Source organism: Phyllobacterium endophyticum (assembly GCF_003010935.1).
Classification (GTDB): Bacteria; Pseudomonadota; Alphaproteobacteria; order Rhizobiales; family Rhizobiaceae; genus Phyllobacterium; species Phyllobacterium endophyticum.
Genome location: NZ_PGGN01000003.1, coordinates 35,717 through 53,967 on the forward strand (window position 1 = coordinate 35,717; position 18,251 = coordinate 53,967).

The following is an 18,251-nucleotide window of genomic DNA, read 5'->3' on the forward strand; positions in this document are numbered from 1 at the left end:
CGTTGGCACCCTCTTAAGCGGGCGTGCCGTTCTGAGTGATCTTCGTTTGCATCGCGACCTTGATGCCGGAGCTGTTTTTGTCCCCACTCCATCTGTACCTGTCGCGAAGTGCGCGGCCGCCGCGGTAGGCCGAGCGTCCCGCGGTTGCTCCTCCCTGCAAAGCCCTGAGTCCCAAGGTTTTTGTTGCTTGCCTCGCGGTTGTCCCGATTCCTGCGCTGATGCCGCCCGCGATGCCCTGTCCGATCGATTGGACGTACAGCATGACGAAGGCACCGGCGGCGCACAGGAGAAGAAAGCCGGCAATATCCGCAAGCGTGAGGGTTCTCGAGCCGCTCGCGGCGTCGATCTTCGAAAGCTCCGGATTCATTGCGGCAATCAGGAACGAGGCGACGACATAGATGAACAGGGGGATCAGGGCATAGGTGAGAACCTGGTTGAACCAGCCGACGCCATAGCCACGGGTTCTCTCGAACAGCATACAGGCGATGAAAATCGGCGCTGTGCCGATCAGGACCCACAACATGACCTTGGCCAGGATTAGGATCGCCAGAGCAACGGCGATGAAGATTCCCGCCCCTACCATGACCAATACGCCGATCATGCTGGGAAGGATCGAGAAGTATCCCGATTGCTCGGCGAAGACAGATGCCGCCTGATTGGCGGATCGCCAGATCTGCGAAAGGCCGTTGGTGGGCTCGGTTATTCCTGTTCCGGAAGCCGCGAGAATCGCACGGCCCACGTCTTCGGGCGTGTCATTGATCCAATGATAGAGCAGGTTGTTGAAATTCGTCCATGAACTGACGAGAGCAAGAATGATCATCATGCGGACGATACGACCTACAATCTCCGACACGCCGATACGCGCTGTCCCAAGGAAGAGCTGGAGGCCGTAATAGCCGACATAGGCAACGAGCATCAGTTGTAGGAGGGGCATGATCTCTTGGCCAACGACGGTGTAGGCTTGTTCGGAAAACGATGTTCCCGAGTCCTCGATGCGCTGAAGCAGATCTCCAAGAAAGTCTTCCATCACCGCCCTCTATTCCAACCCAATCGCAGCAAAGGCGATGGCTGGGTCGTTCACGCTCCGCATCGGCCCACAGCTTAATCGGCGATCGTCTGCATAGGACGTAACCTCCGCCGGCCGCTTGCACGGGGCAGTCTTTTCCTGGACGGTCCCGCAGCCTGTTAAAAGTGCCGCTGTAACCAGCAAGCCCATTGGAAGAAATCGCGAGCGGCCCTTAGTCACCATACTTGAGCGCTTTTTTGCTATTGGAAATGTCGGTCAGTCGACGTTGATTATCCGCCTGCAGCGATGACACCGCCCCGTTCATCACTCCGATCATTTCGTTGAGGGTGAGGCCGGATTGCACCTGCAACTGCGTATTCTGGTCGATAGAACCTTTGATGTCTTCGGCCGTGCCGATCTTCTGCCCGGCCGCCTCGAACGCACTGCGCCGCGTTTGCGTGGCCTTGTGCGATCCGTTGATGAGGGCGGAAACACCAAACACACTATTGACCAGTTGCTCGTAGGATCTATCGCCGGAGAAACCGCTGTTTTCTTTGCCGGACAGCGACTTCACCAGCTGCAGGCCGTTGATGAAAGTCGTTGCGAGCTTGGAGATGTCCCCACTCATATTACCGAAGTCGGGAACGCCGCCTTTGATGAGGCCGTCGAGGGAAGGCATCGAAGCGACGCTGAAACCCTGTCCGATGGCGAGGTTCTGCAGGGGTTGAGACATGCTGCCTCTGTCACCGGTCACGGCCTTTAGGGTATCCTCAACAGTCTCCAGAATGTTAGCGTTGGTGTCGAGGATCTTCGCGGTTGTGGCCGCCGTCTCTTGCGCGATCTCGTAGTTCTTCTTGTCGATCACCGGGACATCGGCATGGGCAACGCCAAGCGACAAAAAGGCGAGCGCAGCAGTCACTTTCAACAATTTCATGATTGGCTCCTATTGTGGTTGCAGCATCAACTGTATGTTCGAAGCAGTTTCCCGTTTCTCGATGCAGGCTCGTTTGTCGGGATCCCAAATGAGGTTCAGTTTCCGATCGCACAAACCTGTGGCGTCCCCAGGCCTGTCCTCACCCTTGTCTTTCGATGTCGTTTGCGACAAACCCGACAGGTTTGACATCGTGACGGCGTTGCGCGAGTTGATGAGGTCGGCCATGACTGTGCCGAGCTTGAAGACGTTATTCATCATTTCCAGATTGGCGTTGCGCGCTGTGGAATTGTTGTCCCAACTGTCCTGGATGGTTCCGGTCTGGAGCCGCGCCAACTGCTGATACCAGCTTCCAACGGTCGAGAGACTTTCCGTGGCGGCTCTGGTCGTGCCCATGGCGTTCAGCGTGGACTGTCGCATACCTGTATAGGCAGTCTCGCCACCACCAAAGTTCAGTGGAATGCCGGATTTGTCGGATCCGCCGAAGGCCGGCAGCCAATCCTGTGTGATACTGCGCACGTAGCCCTGCGTTTCCTTGAAGGGCGGGATGCCGCCAGATCTATCGACATTGCCAGCGCCAGAATTGTAGGCGGCAAGGGCTAGAGCCACATTGCCGTTGTAACGCCACAGCTGCTGCTTGTAATAACGTGCACCGCCGCGCAGGTTCTCCTCGATGTTGTGCTCGTCCACGCCAAGTTCAGCCGCAGTTCCCGGCATCAATTGCGCCAGGCCTGTGGCGCCCACGCGGGATTTGGCGCAAGGATTGAACCTGCTTTCTTGATAAACCAGCGCCAGGAACTCGTTTTCATTGACGCCTATTTCTCGGGCCACACGGCGTACGAGCCCGGAGATTTCGGCGTTTTGCTCCGCGGCGCCAACCGGATCGTTGCGGCGGGCTGAGCGGTACATGGAGCAGGTGACCAAGGTGTTGATCGCGTGGCGATCCTTGTCGGTCGTTTCGATTTTGCGCGCCATCGCGTCGCGCGCAGTGTCTTCTTTCAAGACGGACTTGTCGATCACGGGGACGTCGGCGCAGACATGAACAGGAATTTCGATCACAGCGACAGTCAATAAGGGGAGGGCGAAACGCTTCATGGCCATTCCTCCCAACTGCAAAATCGAGGAAGCCAAAGGAGAGGGTCATCGCTCAACGCATCTCTCAGGCGCGCGCATTCCTCAATGGTTTCCTTGCGGCCGGATAAGACCTTGACCATGTCGGGCATGGCGCTGAGATCAAGCCTCGCGATGACGCTGTCATTGCCGTGTTTGATCAGGAATGTCCGCTTTTCCGGGGGGGTGGATCGGATGAAGTTGAATTCCTTCACCGTCAGACCGAAGCGCCTGATGTAACTTTCCTCGTCCGCGCGCGGATTGGGAAAGTGAATGTTCGTAGAGGATTGCTCGATCAATGTGTGCGATGCTGGCGCTCGGGCAATATCGGCGGCCGACTGCGTGCCAAAGCCGACGATGCCGTTCAACTTGCGAATCGTTTTCATCTTGTCGACGATAAAGTCGCTGAACGTCGTATCACGCAAAAGGCGCCAGCCTTCGTCCATGAAGATCATCACCGGTCTGCCGTCGAGAAGCTCGTCAAGACGATGGAAAATATACATAAGCGCGGGCGTCCTGAGCTCCTCGTTGTCGAGGATGCTGGTCATGTCGAACCCGAATATCTGTCGCTCGGAGAAGGTGAGAACGTCGTGCTGGGCGTTAAAAAGCCAGGCCTTCTCGCCATCGATCCACGGCCTTAGCCGGGCATTCAGGTCGTTGGGGCCGGCGCGGGCGCGACCAATCAGAAGACCGGAGAGGTTTGCAAGGTTCCTCTGGGCTGCCGGTTCCTGCATCAGCCGGAGCAGCGCCTTTTCGAGAATGTCTTCCTCTTCCTGGTCGAAATGCCTGCCATCACTGTGTCTAAGCATGGCCTTGAGCAGGCGAAGGAGGAATTCGCGGTTTGGTCCGCTGTTTTCAAGCTGCAGGGGATTGAACCCAGATGATGTGCCGGGCGTCAGCACCTCGTAGGCACCGCTCATAGCCCGCACGAAGATCTCGCCGCCCCGATCCTTATCGAAGAAAACGGCTTTAGGGGCTGGTCGAACGCGAAATGCCTGGGCGAGTAGGAAGGTCAAGACGACGGTCTTGCCGGAACCCGTCGGTCCTGTGACCAGGAAATGGCCGATGTCCCTGCGGTGAAAATTGAACCGGTAGGGGGTCTGGCTAGTCGTCTCAAGGATGGTGATGGGGGTGTGCCAATGCGTGCCTTCCGGCTGGCCGCTTGCAAAGTTGTGCATGGACGACAGACCCGCGTAATTGGCGCTGGAGAGAAGTGCCTTTCGGGCGATGTAACTATGATTGCCAGGAAGTTGGGCCCAGAAGCCGGCCTCCAGATTGAGATCCTCCCGCAGCCAGTTGACGTTCATGTCGGTGAGGCACGCGCCTAGGTCAGAAACGGACTTGTTGAGCCCATCCAGATCGCGCGACAGGCATAGCAGGGTCAGGTGATGGAGGCCGAACACTGCCTCCTGGTTCATGAGGCTGTTCAGGGCAAAGTCGATATCGTTTTCGACATCGCTGCCGGCCTCATCCGACGCGGCGATCTGGCGTTTCAGCCGGGAAATGCGCTCCTGGGCGATCGGCTTGTCGGTGATGGTGAATGACTGGGTCAGAATGAATTCGTGATTGACCTGCAACAATCCATCCAGCATGCCCGGACCGGTGAAGGGAGGATACTCCTTGATCGACAGCATCGCGCCAAAGCGATCCTCTTCCTTGGTCGGCGCTTGAGCTTGCATCATGCGTCTGGAAAAATGCAGGCGCGAGCTTCCGATGTAGTTGGAAATGCTCATGCGGGGCAGGCGCATGCGGCGGGGCACGCCGCAGCTGAGGATCGTCTGGAAGAACTCGCACGGCTCTGAATATGGTTCTTGCCTGCGATGGACAATTCCGAGGGGACGTGCGGCATATTTCTGCAGATCCTTGCAGATATTGCCGACAAGTTCTTCGAGCTCACTGACCGATTCACGCGTCTGGTCGACGATGGCATCTCGCAACCCTGTTTTGTCGATGAGGCGCCGCGTTTTATCCCCAAGTGCGAGCGCACCGCGCATTCCAGACCGTATGACACTCAGATAGAGTTCGTTGGTGAACATGCGCTTTTCGCTCAACTGCGCCATGTAACGACGATTGAGCAGATCGCAGAATGGGTCAGCGAAATCGCCCTCCAGATCGCTCTCGACCTGACGTCTGATGACGGTCGACCATAGGGAAAAGCGGCTGGATCCGAGCGCTCGGATCATCGTGTTTTGTACTACGGATCGCATGTTGAGTTCGGCCTGGTCCTCGGTTTGAGAAAACAGCCCATCAAGGCGAATGACGGAGAGCAGCGCGCCACTCTCCAGCTTTACGACGGTGTCGGCGACATGTCGCAGGTATGGTATATGCTTCGCCATGGGTTTTTCGCAGCTGAGCCTGTTGCCAAACCCTAGTTCGTCTCGAATGAGTTTCAGCATGACGGTCACGGTCCGTAAGAGTTGGCACCCCAAAATGATTTGTTCGGGGTCTTGGGTGTCTGACGTGTTGCCACCTGCAGCACGTCGAGGATGCGGCTGTCCCAGGTGCACAGCGTGAAAAGAACCAAGTAGGCGACAGGTGCCGCCAGCAGCGCCCAGACGGTATTTGTGGCGAGCCAGGCGATGATCGTCAGGCCTATGACCATGACGACAGCTATGTAGGGAACCCCCCACAGCGTCGGCGACCGGGTCAGGCCGATGATGAGGGGGGTCAAGACCGGCTTGTCGTCCTCGAATTCAGCCATCGGTCAGTTCCCGACCGTCGACATCAACTGGTCAACGATCGCTGGTGCTCCAAATACCAGACCAATGCCGAGCACGACTGCGCCGGCGGTGAACCAGCTCAACCGGCCTGCAAAAGCCAGAAAGCCCAAGCCGATAACCGCGATGATGGCGACTAGACGCCCGAACGGGCCGGTGATGAAATCCACGACCGCCTGAACCACCGTCTGGAGCGGCGCAAAGGCCTGGTTGGTTGCCTGTGCCATGGCCATGTCGCTGGCAAGAAGTTGTGACACGGCGAGCATCAACAACGTCACCGTTATCTGCCTCGTCTTTTTTTGCCGACCGGAAAGGATGCTTCTCATTCACGCCTCCTTGACTTTAGAAATGCAAGACGCCCTTGACGAACCGGCTGGCTCGGCCGCTCGTGTCATCGTTTGCCTGTGAGCTGGAACCGTCTCCATCCCGCATCGCAATCGGACTACGGGGCGAAGTACTACCCTGATCAAGTTTAAGCCCCAGCTGGTAATTGATGACCGTCGCGACGTAGCGAATGGTTTCGCCATAAGGCGGAATCCCGCCACTGTCGTGCACAGCCCGGCTTCCGGCGTTGTACGCTGCAGCCGCAAGCAACGGGTTTTGAAACTCGTCGATCAGCGCTTTGAGATAACGAACGCCGCCGTCGACATTGGATTTCGGCTCACACGGGTCCTGCACACCGAGAGCAGATGCGGTGGAAGGCATAAGCTGCATCGGGCCGCGCGCACCTTTCGGACTGTTGCGAACCTGATCGTACCGGCTTTCCGCCCAGGCAATGGCTTTGGCAAAATGAGGGTCGATCGCGTAGGAGGCTGCGGCCGCGCCGACCAAAGCTTCGATTTCTGCTGGGCCTAGCGGAGAGGGGCCGCATTCCGGCACCACCGAACCTGACGTTCGACGTGAATATAATATGTTATTAAGTTCAGCCGGCTGCTGCGCGATGGATTCCACTCCGGTCACCGCCGAAAAGGACGGCATGCCGACTGAAGCGTTACCATATATATTCATGATGTTGCCGCTACCCGAATTTGCGAACTCGCCTGAAGATCGCAATACAAACTCTTGGTGAGAAGGCGCGCTCGTTGCTGAAATCGCGGCTTCGGTAGGCTTCGAAGAGACAGGTTTATCAGACAAAGAAGCTGAAATATCAATAGGGTAAGCTTTGGTTGCGCAGCATGCTATGAAAAAGCTGATGCCTGCGAAAGTGGTGATCTCCTTCGAACTCATATACACCTCGCCTTTGCTTCCGGTCCTGGGCCACGCCAAATTTTGCAGTCGAGCTATCGACAAGAACCTATTTTCATGCTCTAATGTGATTACCGAACATGTTCATTCCTACACGTGAAAAATCAGATTGAAAAGCAGAAAATTGTGCCAAGAGATAAAAACATGGGAACAAGAACGGTAAAGATCATCTATTTGAAGCTGACGGCGGCTTTGGCGGTTTGCGTGCTTGCAGGTCAGACATGGGCAGGTGGTGAGATCGACCGCGCCTACGTAAAATCACTGGCGGCCCCAGGAAAGAAAGTTGCCGTGGTGGAGTATTACGATCCAGCCGGGAAGGTGGTCGACCGCATGGGGTTTGCCTCACCTGTGGGTTTCGTGGCCGTGTCGCCTGTTGACATCGAAATAAACCAGAATACGAGGCTTCATCTTTACGGGCTCGAAATCTGTAGCGGCGAGATGGCCAACCTCAAAGAGGGTTTTACCGGCACATGCGCCGATTTTGCCCGGCAACAGCTTGAAGTCCTGGTTAGGGAAGCAAAAGTCCTGTTTTGTCGTGCCTTCCTGACGGAGCGGGACGCCTCACGGCAAGATGTGACCTGTTTCGGGTACTACTACTATCCAGGGTCACTCGACACCGTCGACAATCTCGAAGAACAACTCGTTTCGGTGGGTGCGCTCCGCCTCGCAAAAAAACCGGATGGCGCTCTGATGCGGCCCGATCTTGCGGAAGCGGAAAAAATTGGGCGCGGTGGCTTTGGCATGTGGGGGGACCCAAGGATGCGAGGCCAATGATGAGTCCATTCATCATTGTTCAGCACCTGCCAATTCCTTCGGGATCGTTGCCGGAATCCTCCTGTGGACCGCCGCGGCCTTGGCTGCGTTTGGCAGGCGCACAGCCCGGTTTCTCCAGCTTGCGCCCCAATTTTCTCGCGGTGCATACGCCTGATGCTATTACGGAGCAGGAGTCCGGCAAATTCAAAGGCGTCCAGCACAGAGCGATGCACCTCAGCAGGGTGACAACCGATTCATGGAGCGTCCAATGATCTTGCCCCTCGCACTTGTACTGGCTTTGATCTTTGGATCGGGCTACGGCAGAGCAGCTGACTTGCCGATTGGCTTAGCCCAGATTCAAACCGTCGGCCTTAACAAAGTTACTGGCCGCGTCGCAGTCGTAGACGGACGAACATTGTGGTTCGCCAACCGGCGGATTCTCGTAAGACTGAACCAAATCGACAGTTGCGAACTGCCGCAATGGGCCTTTGATCCGGAGCCAAACGACGATGAAAGGTTTCTATCCCCGGTGCCTTGCGGAGCTTTTGCCAAAGCTTGGTTAAAGCGGAGCATTGGTAGCCGTGCGGTTACCTGTAGAATCGTGAGCGTTTCCGGCCCCAATGACCTTAGCGGAATTTGTCATGCCGGTGACATCGATCTCGCCCATGAAATGCTGCGGGTTGGTTTGGGGCGATTGACCTCAGCTTTTCCAAGCAACCCTCGCTATTTCGCAACGCAGCAGCGTGCAGTCCGCGCGCGTTATGGGATGTGGGCAACGTATGCCCTCGATATGACGGAGTGGCGTCAAAAGGCAGTGGACAGGACGCTCGGACGCAAACCATTCGCCGACATCAATCTGCTTCCGAGCGCCAAAGCGAGATCACGCCTCCGTTCGCCGATGCACGCCGTCAGCCGAGCCGCCGAGACCGGTAGGCTTTTGAACAACAGACTGGGGGAACCTTTCCGTGAAAATCATCCGTGCATCAATACTCACAGTTCCATTTGCCCTGTGCTTGACCTCGGTCTTGCAAGCCAGCGATTGGGGTTGTGAGATTCTTTTGTGCGCTGCGTCTTCTAACCCGTCTTGGCAGGATGTCGCGAGCTGCCGCCCACCGATGGAGAAACTGATCACGGCTATGAAGAGGCCGGGGTTTTCGTGGCCGATCTGCCAGGGAGCCGGCACCGGAAAGCCAGGATATGAACGATACGCAGAGTGCCCGGAAGGCTGGACGCCGGTTGCCGGTGACAGTGTCCGCCACGAAGCCTCCGCGAAACTGCCCCAGTGCATGCGCCGCCAGACGACGTGCCGCCCCCGCGATCATTCGTTGCGGAACTCAGGCAATCGAACGGTGGCCTCCGACGACGGTGTGATGCGGGTCTTCTCAGCGGGTCGTTCCTGTGCAATCACTGAATTCATGCAGAGGCCATTGCGACGTGATCCCTATTATTTCGATCTAAAGGAGGACGTCTCAGGTCAACTCACCCGGTTCTGGTTCAACTTACGAAAATGAAGGATGAGCCCAACGCCAAACGTATCCGCTACCACGATCGATAAGCGCCTATTTGAATGAAACGCATAGCGTTTGGGCACCTTCGTGATGTATGACATCAGCGCAACGTTTTGGTGATTGGGGGAAATGAGTAAGGTTTTGAAAGAGCACATCGCGGAATTGGGACTGGTGCAAACCACTGATCCCGACAATGAAAAACCGGTCTACAGAAGACCAGGTTTCGACGGTATAGCGACATTCGGAGAATTGGATGATAGGCTCGGCGAAGCACTGCGGAGCTGTCGTCAAAAACAAGGTCTTAGCAGGGCGGATATAGCGATACTCGTCGGACTTAGCGAGCAGGTATACGGACGCTATGAACGAAACTCATCTAAAATGACCGTCAGCCGACTGATCCATCTCAGCGAAGTCCTCGGCGCATCACCACTTTCCATGCTGTTCACCACGGCACCTCACTTGTGGGGGAAGTCGGAAATGGAAGCTGAAAGCAGATTCCGGATAATGAAATTGCTGGAGGATCTTCCTGCAGAAACAATGGCGTCCGTCACAACGCTGCTTGAGACTGTTGCAATTCTCCAGGCAAAGGCGGGTGAGACTTAAGCTAGGCGGTTCGCAGCGTTGCAGTTAAAGAAAACGTTCTACCGATCTCATGACTCGCGCAAAGGAACTTTCACTCAAGGAGGTCCGGGTTTTCGCCAGCATTAGACTGAGATATATCAATTTGGATTGGGCTCCGTGGTTTGTAGACGGGCGGATGTCAATCAGTTGCTTGCGGAGGATTTGTTCTTCAAGGATTTTTATGGCGAGGATATGCCTGCTCTCGTGTGTTGAGGGCACTTTCGTTTGAAGCGCCTGGATAGATGTTGATAGACGAGCATGCCGATCCAAAATCGCCCAAAGCTCCTGATCCATGCAGTTTGCTGATATTCCTGCTGGTGCGTTTCGGGATATCGTGTGCATGCTTGTTTCCCTCAAGCGTGTGACCGCTAATGATCAGAATCGTGGATAGGGCAAATTAAGGGATTGATCATCAGGTACTCACCCACCGCGCAAGGTCGGTGTAAGGCTCCGGCTCATAGACGTATTCAACAGGTATCGCAGGATAGACCATTGATGACAGATAACGCCGAAGATTCTCCCTGCTGTTACTGGCCGCCAGTCCATAGAAGTTTCCGCTGTTCCATGTGACGATGCAGTGGTCAAATTGCGCGTATATGGCGCTCGCCATTTCTGCCAAGGTAACTTGGCAGTCGTGCATTGTTGTGAGCACGAGTTTCGTCTTCCTAGCTATCTCTTTGGAGTCGAAGTAATGCGTCTTGAAGCCAAAGTTCTTTTGAGATTCACGGCTTTGGTAGTCTCCGGGATCAACGGCCCGGAACTTCTCCAGCAATAAAAGAATGCCGTCAACTTTGAGATGTTGAGCGATAAACTCGATCTGCTTCTTCCGGTTGGGTGAGTACATCTGAAATGTCGTGTCTTCCAAGATGAAGTCGAATCCTTCAGAAAACGGTTCAAGCTTTTTGTCGGAACGGAGGTGTTCCTTGGTTAACCGATGAAAGGGACCCAGGAAAAAGCTGGCGTGAGTGGGCTCTCCAAAAGCCATGAAACACTTGTAGTTCTCTTCGTTGGGGCTGCAAGACAAGGATCGGATGCCCCCCCGGCTCATTTCGGATAGAGTGCGAGCCATTGTGCCTTCGGCGGTGCCAAGACTGTAAAGCAACACGTCATTCGTGTTCAATTGGCTGTATCGCAGGAGTGCATGCGCCATGCGGCATTCCTCCTCCAGGCGGTACGGAATGCTACTGTGATAGTGTTGGTCGAAGAAACCTTGGCGGCGTGAATGCAATTCGACAAACCTATGAAGGAGGGCGTCATATGGCAAAAGCCGCGTATCGACGGCGGGTTTGCGAAGTGGCATCCCACCCTTGCCGGCCGCGGTCTCCGCAAAGAAGCCGGCGAGTTGGTTCAAACGCGGGCCGCCGTCGCATTCTGCGATAAAGTCCGTACAAGCTTGCATCGGGGTACACCTCCATCATTGCACGCCAAGGTGAGACGCCGCCGGACTGCAAGATGGTATTCCGCAATCTGGTGCCGATCTGCCGCTAGCGCTTCGCCAATAATTTGTAGGCGTCTGCTCGATAACGCGCTTTCACCGCCATGCCGTTTTTTCATGAAAGTGCCAACTTCGCCAACTTGGGGTTACTGCCAGATTGTTTGACAACCTGAGATGAATCTATAATTCGTTGTGATTAGTTCTTTGGAGGGATCGCCTCTTTGACATCTCAATCTCGACCGGACGAGGTCCGCCGCTCGGTTCATCAAACTCTGGTCCACCACTTTATCGATTGGGGCATGGTGCGCGCCCAGATCGTTAAGAGAACCGGGTTAGCACGCCAGGAGACGCATATTGCCCGTGACCAGCATTCGTTTCTGATTAACCTGAAGGGTGGCGCACGCTTTGGGGAGGATTTCGTCGAAGGGCGTTCGATTGGGTTTACGCCGCGCCGACCGGGCTCCATTGTTTTCGTACCTGCTCACCGTGAATGGACAGGATGGGATGAGGGAGACGCCATCGGATCGTATCTCTTCGTATCAATCGACACCACATTCATTAACCAATGCATCGATTCTCGACACCTGGTGGGTTTAAAGCCCGCCATCGGATTTAGAGACGTTATGATCGAATACTCGCTTCAACGGATCGCGACCGAGCTCAACAACCCCGATCCAATCAGTGTTAGTATGGCTAAGAGCCAGGCCGTTCAGCTGTTCGTGCAGTTGCTCAGACTTAATGGCGTCGGCCTGGAGCCAGTTAAAGGCGGACTGTCACCGCATAATCTTAAGCGTATCAACGCCATGATCGAGAGCCGACCGGCGAACCCTCCTAGCGTTGATGAACTCATTCGCGAAAGTGGCGTAAGTCGACGTCATTTCTTTCGCGCGTTCAAACAATCTACAGGCAAAACACCTCATTCATATGTGTTAAGGCATCAGTTGAAATTTGCGGTCAATCTTCTTCGTGCCACCGATCTTTCGGCGACCGAGATTGCACTGGAATGCGGGTTTTCTAGTTCAAGTCATTTTACCATTGCCTTTAAACAAGCCTTTGGCGCCGCTCCGTCGCAGTTCCGAAAAGGGTGGCGCTGCTGATACATGTGCCAGGGATATTTTGGCACAGTTTCTAAAGCACGGCATGAATCTGAAAGCGCGCCCATCATAAATTCCCAACGATGATTGCACAACCAACTCGAAAGCTACCAATGCCACGTTTCTGTTCCGTCGCAGATTATGAAGCGCGGTCGTTCAACTGGTTCCTCGCGAGCACGTTTGCGTCGGCCATCGGGCGGAACTCCTACAACTTTGCCTGTGCCTGGATTCTCGTTGTTTCGGGACACGGCGTATCAGCCGTGGCCGTGTTTTTCGGATCCTTAAGCATGGCAGAACTGCTCGCGAGTCCACTCGCAGGATGGATGTCTGATCGCTACGATCGACGCTCTCTCTATTTGATAGCCGACTTCGTCCGCATTTTAACCGCGCTGGTTATGGGGGCAGTCATAATTACCGTGGATTTGCATTGGGCCATCTGGTTGTCGACAATTCCGTTCGCAGCTTGCGATCGGATCGCGCTCACAGCGTCTCAGTCAATGATACCATCCGTTGGCGCTGGTTTTCCGCTCGCGACAGCAAATTGCATTGCGTGCTTTTTGACGCAATCAGGAAGTTTGGTGGCAGCAACTCTCACTGGTGTCCTACTCCACGTTTGCACCCCGACGTTTACGTTCTCCGCAATAGCAACAGCTTTTGCGATTTCTGTATGCTGCATGTGTCTCGTACGGCGAGAACCGATCTCCTCTCAAGATGAACCAGAAACAACCCGATCGCAATTGCTTATCGACAAGCATTTGCTCCGACTCGGTGCCATCTATGCACTTCTGTACCTCGGCGGATTGTTGATAAGTGCCATTGGTCCGAGCTTCGTATTTGAAGAACTTGGAGGCAGCGCACTAGATTTTGGGCAGCTTGAGAGCGCTTGGTCCGCTGGTTCCATCCTAGGTGCCATACTTCTTATCTCGCTGGTGCGGGCCATTGACATTCCGAATTTGCAATTAATTGTCCTCGCTCTTTCCGCCTTGTCGTTTGCAGCTCTGAAAATATTGGATCTGCCCTGGGCGCTCCTCGCGTTCGCTGCACTGGGCATACTTTACAATTTAGGCAGGGTTAGCGCTGAGGTCACGCTTCAATCGAGCGTTCCGAGACTGACATTGGGCAGGGCAAAGGGTGCGTTGCACTGCACCGGAATGTTTCTAGGTTTGATCCTTTTGGGCATTGGAGCAGTATTTTCGGATGAGATGAGCCCCTCTACAATATTTCTGGTGTTCGCCGGAATTCTCGCTGTAAGTGCAATCGCCCTGACCGTTCTTCGCATCAATTGCTACCAGAAGGGTTGAACGGCTACTGATGGCTTACGAGGCGTTGGAACAATTAAGCAGGTAGTTCGGTTTGCCAACCGGCGCCTCCTCAGTGGTTCGCACGCCGCCAAGAGCGCCGATGCTTGTTAGAATCTCGGGTTGCGAGGGGACCACGAGGTTCGACCGTCGTAGCTACAATGCTAGTCGATTCGAAGGGATGGTCAGTTTCTCTAGTTCCTAGCGTGCAGCAGAGAGCGGCAACGATCTACGTCACCTGTCAAGAGTGGCATGCGGCGATCGCATGAGCCATATAGTCAACACCAAGTCCCATATTAACTCGATTCCAAGAAATAATTACCTTCAATGGCCAAGAACCTAATAACCTTGGCCAGCCACCCCTACTCATGTGAATTGTAGTATTGAGCTTCAGTTATTTGTTTCGCGTGGTGGTCGGCAACAACAATTCCAAATAATCAACTCCAAGCGCCTGCGCAAGTTCATATATTGTAATGACCGTAGGATTCCGCCGCCCTCTTTCAAGGCCGCTGAGATATTGTTGGCTGAAGCCTGAACGCTCTTCGATTTCTTCTTGGGTGAGCCCCTTTTCTCTCCGCAGACGTGAAAAGTTTTGGCCAACCAATTTGCGCATATCCATGCAAAAAGGGTGGCAAATTACACACTATAGTGTTATCAACTATAATATGTATTATGATCCTTCGCGACAGATTCGTATGACGCACGACATCCAAATTTTCCCCCTTCAGAAATTGTCTATGGCGGCCTTCTTCATGATGCTTCGGCTCCAACACTACTTGGCCACTAGAGAACATGAAGCGGCGCCAATCTTACGCCCAACGTTGCGAAGAAGGGGCGTGACTGCAGTTGATAGGAACCGATCGGCCGGATCCAGCGTCCCCGGCGCCAATCGCCGTTGTTCTTGGGACCCGCTGATCCTTCGAAAGTCGAGTGAGTCCTCTCGCAGGAGCGTACCGCGAGAAACTTACTTTACGGGGAGTGACAGATGCAGAACCGGAAGATCCAGTTGGCGCAAAGGCGGCCGCACCCGGGTTACCCGCAAGCGGCCGCGAGCGAGGTACCGCATGCTGCTGATCTTTATGTCGGGCGTCAGGTTGCCGGCGTGCGCATCCATTGCGACGTCACGCAGGCCGAGCTTGCCCGCGCTGTCGGGGTCAGCCCGCAGCAACTGCAAAAATACGAGAACGGCAAGAACCGCATCAGTGCGTCCATGCTGTTTGAAATCGCGACATTCCTCAGCGTGCCCGTCGGGCGTTTCTTCGAAGGGCTGCCGGGCAATGCAAGGGCGCAGGGCGAGGTGGCCCCGCTCCCCCTCGACGAGCGGATCACGTTCATAGCAAGCAGCGAGGGGCGCCGGCTGATCGAAGGGGTGATGCGGCTGCCTCCCCGCACACGCCGCCGCATATCCTCATTCATCGCCGCTTTGGGCGAGGAGTTGGCGGCTCTGAACGGCACCATGGCATGTCAGCTACGGGAGACAGAAAACGGCTGCGGCGGAGCACCAGGGCGGACAGGTTCTACATCCGATGATGAGGATCGGGAGCGGGCATGACGATCTGCGCGCCGCAACATTCCTTCAAGGTCGGCGACTGCCGCACAACTTCCCATCAGCAGAGATCATGGCACCGCGTGGAGGCCGATCTCGTCCGGCGTACCGGGCTTGCCAAAGAAGAGACGGCGATCACATCCAGCCGGCACCTTGTCCTTCTCAATGTGCAGGGCAATTCGGAGCGCGGCCAATATTTCATAGATGGCAGGAATGCCGCGTTTGTACGCCGCAAGCCCGGCGCAATCCTGTTTGTTCCTGCCGGATGCAACTGGCAGGGGTGGGAAGCTGGCGCCTCGACAGCTGCCTATCTGTCAATTCTTGTGCAACCGGCGCACGTGGTGGAGCTTCTTGCCGGAGTGCAGTCCGGCGCGCTGGCGTCACTGGCGCCGGATCTCGGCTTTGAGGATCCCATCATTCTCAACGCGGCTCGCGGCATAGGAGCAGAGATGCGTGAGCGCAATCCTCTCAGCGCCCTGCTTGTCGAGAGCTATACGGCCACAATTTTCGCCCAGCTGATGCGCCGGCAAAAATCTCCAGCCTCCGTCCGCAAGGGCGGGCTCGCCCCGGCGAACCTTAACCGTGTGATTGAGAAAATTGACGATGACCTTGCCGGGGACTTGTCGCTTCTACAGCTGGCCATCCTTGCCGATCTGAGCGTTCCCCACTTTTGCCGGGCATTCAGGCAAACGCTTGGCTGTCCGCCCTATGCTTACATCATCCGGCGCAGGATCGAGCGGGCCAAGGACTATCTGCGCCATTCCTCCATGCCTGTTACCGATATCGCCTTGTCCTGCGGTTTTTCCAGTTCAAGCCATTTTTCCAATGCCTTTCGGCGGGAAGTGGGAACGACCCCCTTGGCCTATCGCGCCACCTGGCCCTGTAAAGCACAATGATTTCCTATGCTGGTACTGGTAGGCGCCGGCATGCAACTCAGGTTTGCGCGCTATGCTTTGACCAAGATCTTGGGGGTAAATTATTGACCATTCGGTGGTGGCTTGCCTTTGTCATCGTTTAATGTACGGGCGGTAATATGGGGTTCGATTGCCGGTTGGAGCAGGCGGTAGTCTGACTCGGTAGAGCACCCCTCAGGGTGTTGAAGAACGTAAGATTGCCTCTCCCATTCGCAACATCGCTGACGGAGTCGTGCTGACTCTGTTTGCGGCAAGTCCAACCCAGCGGACGCTTGCACGGCAAATGTTTTGCACGATCCGGGGAAGCAGCATGCCGCCCCCAACTCGATCAATATGTATTGAGTTTCTACCGCGATTGAAACTCAATACACTTGCTTTGATATCCGTCCGCTCAAAGGAAAGAAGCCTTTGGTTTTCCATCGTATGGCTTTGTGCCTTGCCGCCGGCATGACACTCCTGGCTCTGCCGGCCCCCGCACAGGAGATCCCCCACCAGCTTGGCAGTGACAGTGGCGTCCCAGCGGCAAAGCCACCTTTAGGCTCGCCTTTCATCAATCGCGACAAGGCGAGTTCGTTCCAGCCTCAAGATCCGCCACCGTCGGGTATCCTTCGCCTGTTACCCGCGGACTCTGTTACAGACCACATCTTGAAGACCAAACCCCAGGATCTTGCCTATACGGCGACTGCGGGCACGCTCAGTATCTTTGGGCAAAATGGCGAGGTCAGCGCCAGGATTTTCTATACCGCCTATGTCGTCAACGGAGCGCCGGCCAACCGTCCGCTCACCTTTGTGTTCAACGGCGGTCCCGGCGCAGCCTCGGCCTATCTGCATTTGGGACTGGTTGGACCTCGCATTCTCGATTTTGGCCCAAACGGACAAGGCGGCACCGTTCCGGCCCTCGTGGATAATCCGAAGAGCTGGCTACGGTTCACGGACCTCGTGTTGATTGATCCAGTCGGTACCGGCTGGAGCCGCGCGGTAAACGACAACGTGGCAACGAACTTCTACGCAGTCGGCCCCGACGCAGAAAGCATCGCCAAGACGATTGCGCTCTACATCAATCACACGGACCGAATGGCCTCGCCCAAGTTTTTGCTGGGCGAGAGCTATGGCGGTTTTCGGGCGGCGAAGGTCGCCTCAGCGCTCAAGGCCGACCAGGGAATTCTCGTGTCAGGAATTATCATGCTGTCTCCATTGATCGAGGGGCAGCTTCTGTTTGGGGAACGGCGTTATCCGCTCGGTGCCGCCTTGCAGCTGCCTTCCCTTGCTGCGGCGGAACTGGAGCGCAAAGACAACTTCAGTTTGAAAGAGATGCAAGAAGCGGAAAAGTTTGCGATGACCGACTATCTCGTGACGCTTGCCGGGGCAGAACCGACAGGCGCAGACGCGACCAGTTTCTATGCGCGCGTTGCACGAATGACTGGCATCCCAATGGACGTGGTCAGTCGCACGCGTGGTTTTCTTGACGACAGCTACATCAAACAGTCGCAGGCCGCTGAGTTGAAGGTTGTCAGTCCCTATGATGCCTCGTTTGCAGTTGCCGACCCCTATCCCGAGATCGATAGCGATCAAAGCAATGACCCCATCCTTGAAGGGTTCACGCGGGCATATGGCGCAGCGTTTGCCAGCTATGCCCGCAATGAATTGGGTTTCAGGACCGAGTTGACTTACACACTGCTGGCGGACGACGTTAACCGTCGCTGGAACTGGAACCGTCGAGGACAGAGCAACGGTACGCGATCACAGGCCAGCGCCACTGGCGACATCCGCGATCTGCTCTCGGTGATTCCATCATTCCGCTTGCTGGTGGCGCAGGGCTACAGCGATGCCCTGACCCCCTATGGCATCAGCCAATATGTCATCAACCATCTTCCCTCGTCTCTCTCAGCGGGACGTGTCGATCTGAAGCTTTATCGCGGCGGCCATATGTTTTATACGAGGCCAACCTCCCGACAAGAGCTCACGATTGATGCTGAGGTCTTTGTCACCGGTCAATCCGGCATGCTTCGAGGTGAGTAGTCCGCGCCAGCGGCTTAGCGGGCGTAGGGACGCCGGTCCTGGCCGGCGAAGCGT

The 18,251-nt window shown here is 55.6% G+C and carries 16 protein-coding genes; 7 read left to right on the forward strand and 9 right to left on the reverse strand.

Features of this window, described 5'->3' with window-relative positions:
- Window positions 1–13 precede the first annotated feature (13 nt).
- The 7 genes from CU100_RS14335 to CU100_RS27545 all read right to left on the reverse strand — a co-directional run bounded on the left by CU100_RS14335 (window position 14) and on the right by CU100_RS27545 (window position 6,772).
- On the reverse strand, window positions 14–1,027 hold the full coding sequence (locus CU100_RS14335; RefSeq protein ID WP_106717312.1) for a type IV secretion system protein: 1,014 nt from the start codon (window positions 1,025–1,027) through the stop codon (window positions 14–16).
- 211 nt (window positions 1,028–1,238) lie between these two features.
- Window positions 1,239–1,940 (reverse strand): type IV secretion system protein, encoded by a 702-nt coding sequence (locus CU100_RS14345; protein WP_106717314.1) that lies wholly within the window; start codon window positions 1,938–1,940, stop codon window positions 1,239–1,241.
- A gap of 9 nt (window positions 1,941–1,949) precedes the next feature.
- Window positions 1,950–3,038: a lytic transglycosylase domain-containing protein gene (locus CU100_RS14350; RefSeq protein WP_106717315.1), complete on the reverse strand. Its 1,089-nt coding sequence runs from the start codon at window positions 3,036–3,038 to the stop codon at window positions 1,950–1,952.
- Window positions 3,029–5,443: a VirB4 family type IV secretion/conjugal transfer ATPase gene (locus CU100_RS14355; protein WP_106717965.1), complete on the reverse strand. Its 2,415-nt coding sequence runs from the start codon at window positions 5,441–5,443 to the stop codon at window positions 3,029–3,031. Before CU100_RS14355 ends, CU100_RS14350 begins: the two co-directional genes overlap by 10 nt.
- A 5-nt stretch (window positions 5,444–5,448) precedes the next feature.
- Window positions 5,449–5,748 carry a type IV secretion system protein VirB3 gene (locus CU100_RS14360; protein WP_106717316.1) on the reverse strand — a complete coding sequence of 100 codons (300 nt, stop codon included), beginning with the start codon at window positions 5,746–5,748 and terminating at the stop codon, window positions 5,449–5,451.
- A gap of 3 nt (window positions 5,749–5,751) precedes the next feature.
- Window positions 5,752–6,090: a TrbC/VirB2 family protein gene (locus CU100_RS14365; protein WP_106717317.1), complete on the reverse strand. Its 339-nt coding sequence runs from the start codon at window positions 6,088–6,090 to the stop codon at window positions 5,752–5,754.
- Between the two features lie 16 nt (window positions 6,091–6,106).
- Window positions 6,107–6,772, reverse strand: coding sequence for a lytic transglycosylase domain-containing protein (locus CU100_RS27545; protein ID WP_342588310.1), 666 nt, complete (start codon window positions 6,770–6,772; stop codon window positions 6,107–6,109).
- Between the two features lie 381 nt (window positions 6,773–7,153).
- On the opposite strand from CU100_RS27545, the gene CU100_RS14375 reads away from it, so the two are divergent.
- Both CU100_RS14375 and CU100_RS14395 read left to right on the forward strand, forming a co-directional pair.
- The gene (locus CU100_RS14375; RefSeq protein WP_407070332.1) at window positions 7,154–7,783 is read left to right on the forward strand and encodes a hypothetical protein; all 630 of its coding nucleotides are present in this window, start codon (window positions 7,154–7,156) and stop codon (window positions 7,781–7,783) included.
- Window positions 7,784–9,399: 1,616 nt separating this feature from the next.
- Entirely contained in the window at window positions 9,400–9,873 is a 474-nt protein-coding gene (locus CU100_RS14395; protein WP_106717322.1) for a helix-turn-helix domain-containing protein, read from the forward strand.
- 430 nt (window positions 9,874–10,303) lie between these two features.
- Here the strand turns inward: CU100_RS14395 and CU100_RS14405 are convergent, their stop codons facing one another.
- Window positions 10,304–11,290 carry a class I SAM-dependent methyltransferase gene (locus CU100_RS14405; protein ID WP_106717324.1) on the reverse strand — a complete coding sequence of 329 codons (987 nt, stop codon included), beginning with the start codon at window positions 11,288–11,290 and terminating at the stop codon, window positions 10,304–10,306.
- A gap of 257 nt (window positions 11,291–11,547) precedes the next feature.
- Here CU100_RS14405 and CU100_RS14410 point away from each other — a divergent pair, with 257 nt between their 5' ends.
- Together CU100_RS14410 and CU100_RS14415 are read left to right on the forward strand one after the other, a co-directional pair.
- Window positions 11,548–12,423 carry an AraC family transcriptional regulator gene (locus tag CU100_RS14410; protein WP_245419034.1) on the forward strand — a complete coding sequence of 292 codons (876 nt, stop codon included), beginning with the start codon at window positions 11,548–11,550 and terminating at the stop codon, window positions 12,421–12,423.
- Window positions 12,424–12,533: 110 nt separating this feature from the next.
- Entirely contained in the window at window positions 12,534–13,721 is a 1,188-nt protein-coding gene (locus CU100_RS14415) for an MFS transporter (RefSeq protein ID WP_170113841.1), read from the forward strand.
- 391 nt (window positions 13,722–14,112) lie between these two features.
- Here CU100_RS14415 and CU100_RS14420 read toward each other — a convergent pair whose 3' ends face one another.
- Entirely contained in the window at window positions 14,113–14,337 is a 225-nt protein-coding gene (locus CU100_RS14420) for a helix-turn-helix domain-containing protein (RefSeq protein WP_106717327.1), read from the reverse strand.
- A 366-nt stretch (window positions 14,338–14,703) separates the two neighbouring features.
- Between CU100_RS14420 and CU100_RS14425 the strand changes: the two genes are divergently transcribed.
- From CU100_RS14425 to CU100_RS14435, 3 genes are all read left to right on the forward strand, one after another.
- Window positions 14,704–15,270 carry a helix-turn-helix domain-containing protein gene (locus CU100_RS14425; RefSeq protein ID WP_106717328.1) on the forward strand — a complete coding sequence of 189 codons (567 nt, stop codon included), beginning with the start codon at window positions 14,704–14,706 and terminating at the stop codon, window positions 15,268–15,270.
- Complete coding sequence (locus CU100_RS14430) at window positions 15,267–16,160, forward strand: AraC family transcriptional regulator (protein WP_106717329.1); 894 nt, start codon at window positions 15,267–15,269, stop codon at window positions 16,158–16,160. The genes CU100_RS14425 and CU100_RS14430 overlap by 4 nt, the downstream gene beginning before the upstream one ends.
- A gap of 426 nt (window positions 16,161–16,586) precedes the next feature.
- Complete coding sequence (locus CU100_RS14435; protein WP_245419035.1) at window positions 16,587–18,197, forward strand: S10 family peptidase; 1,611 nt, start codon at window positions 16,587–16,589, stop codon at window positions 18,195–18,197.
- The last annotated feature ends 54 nt before the right edge of the window (window positions 18,198–18,251 follow it).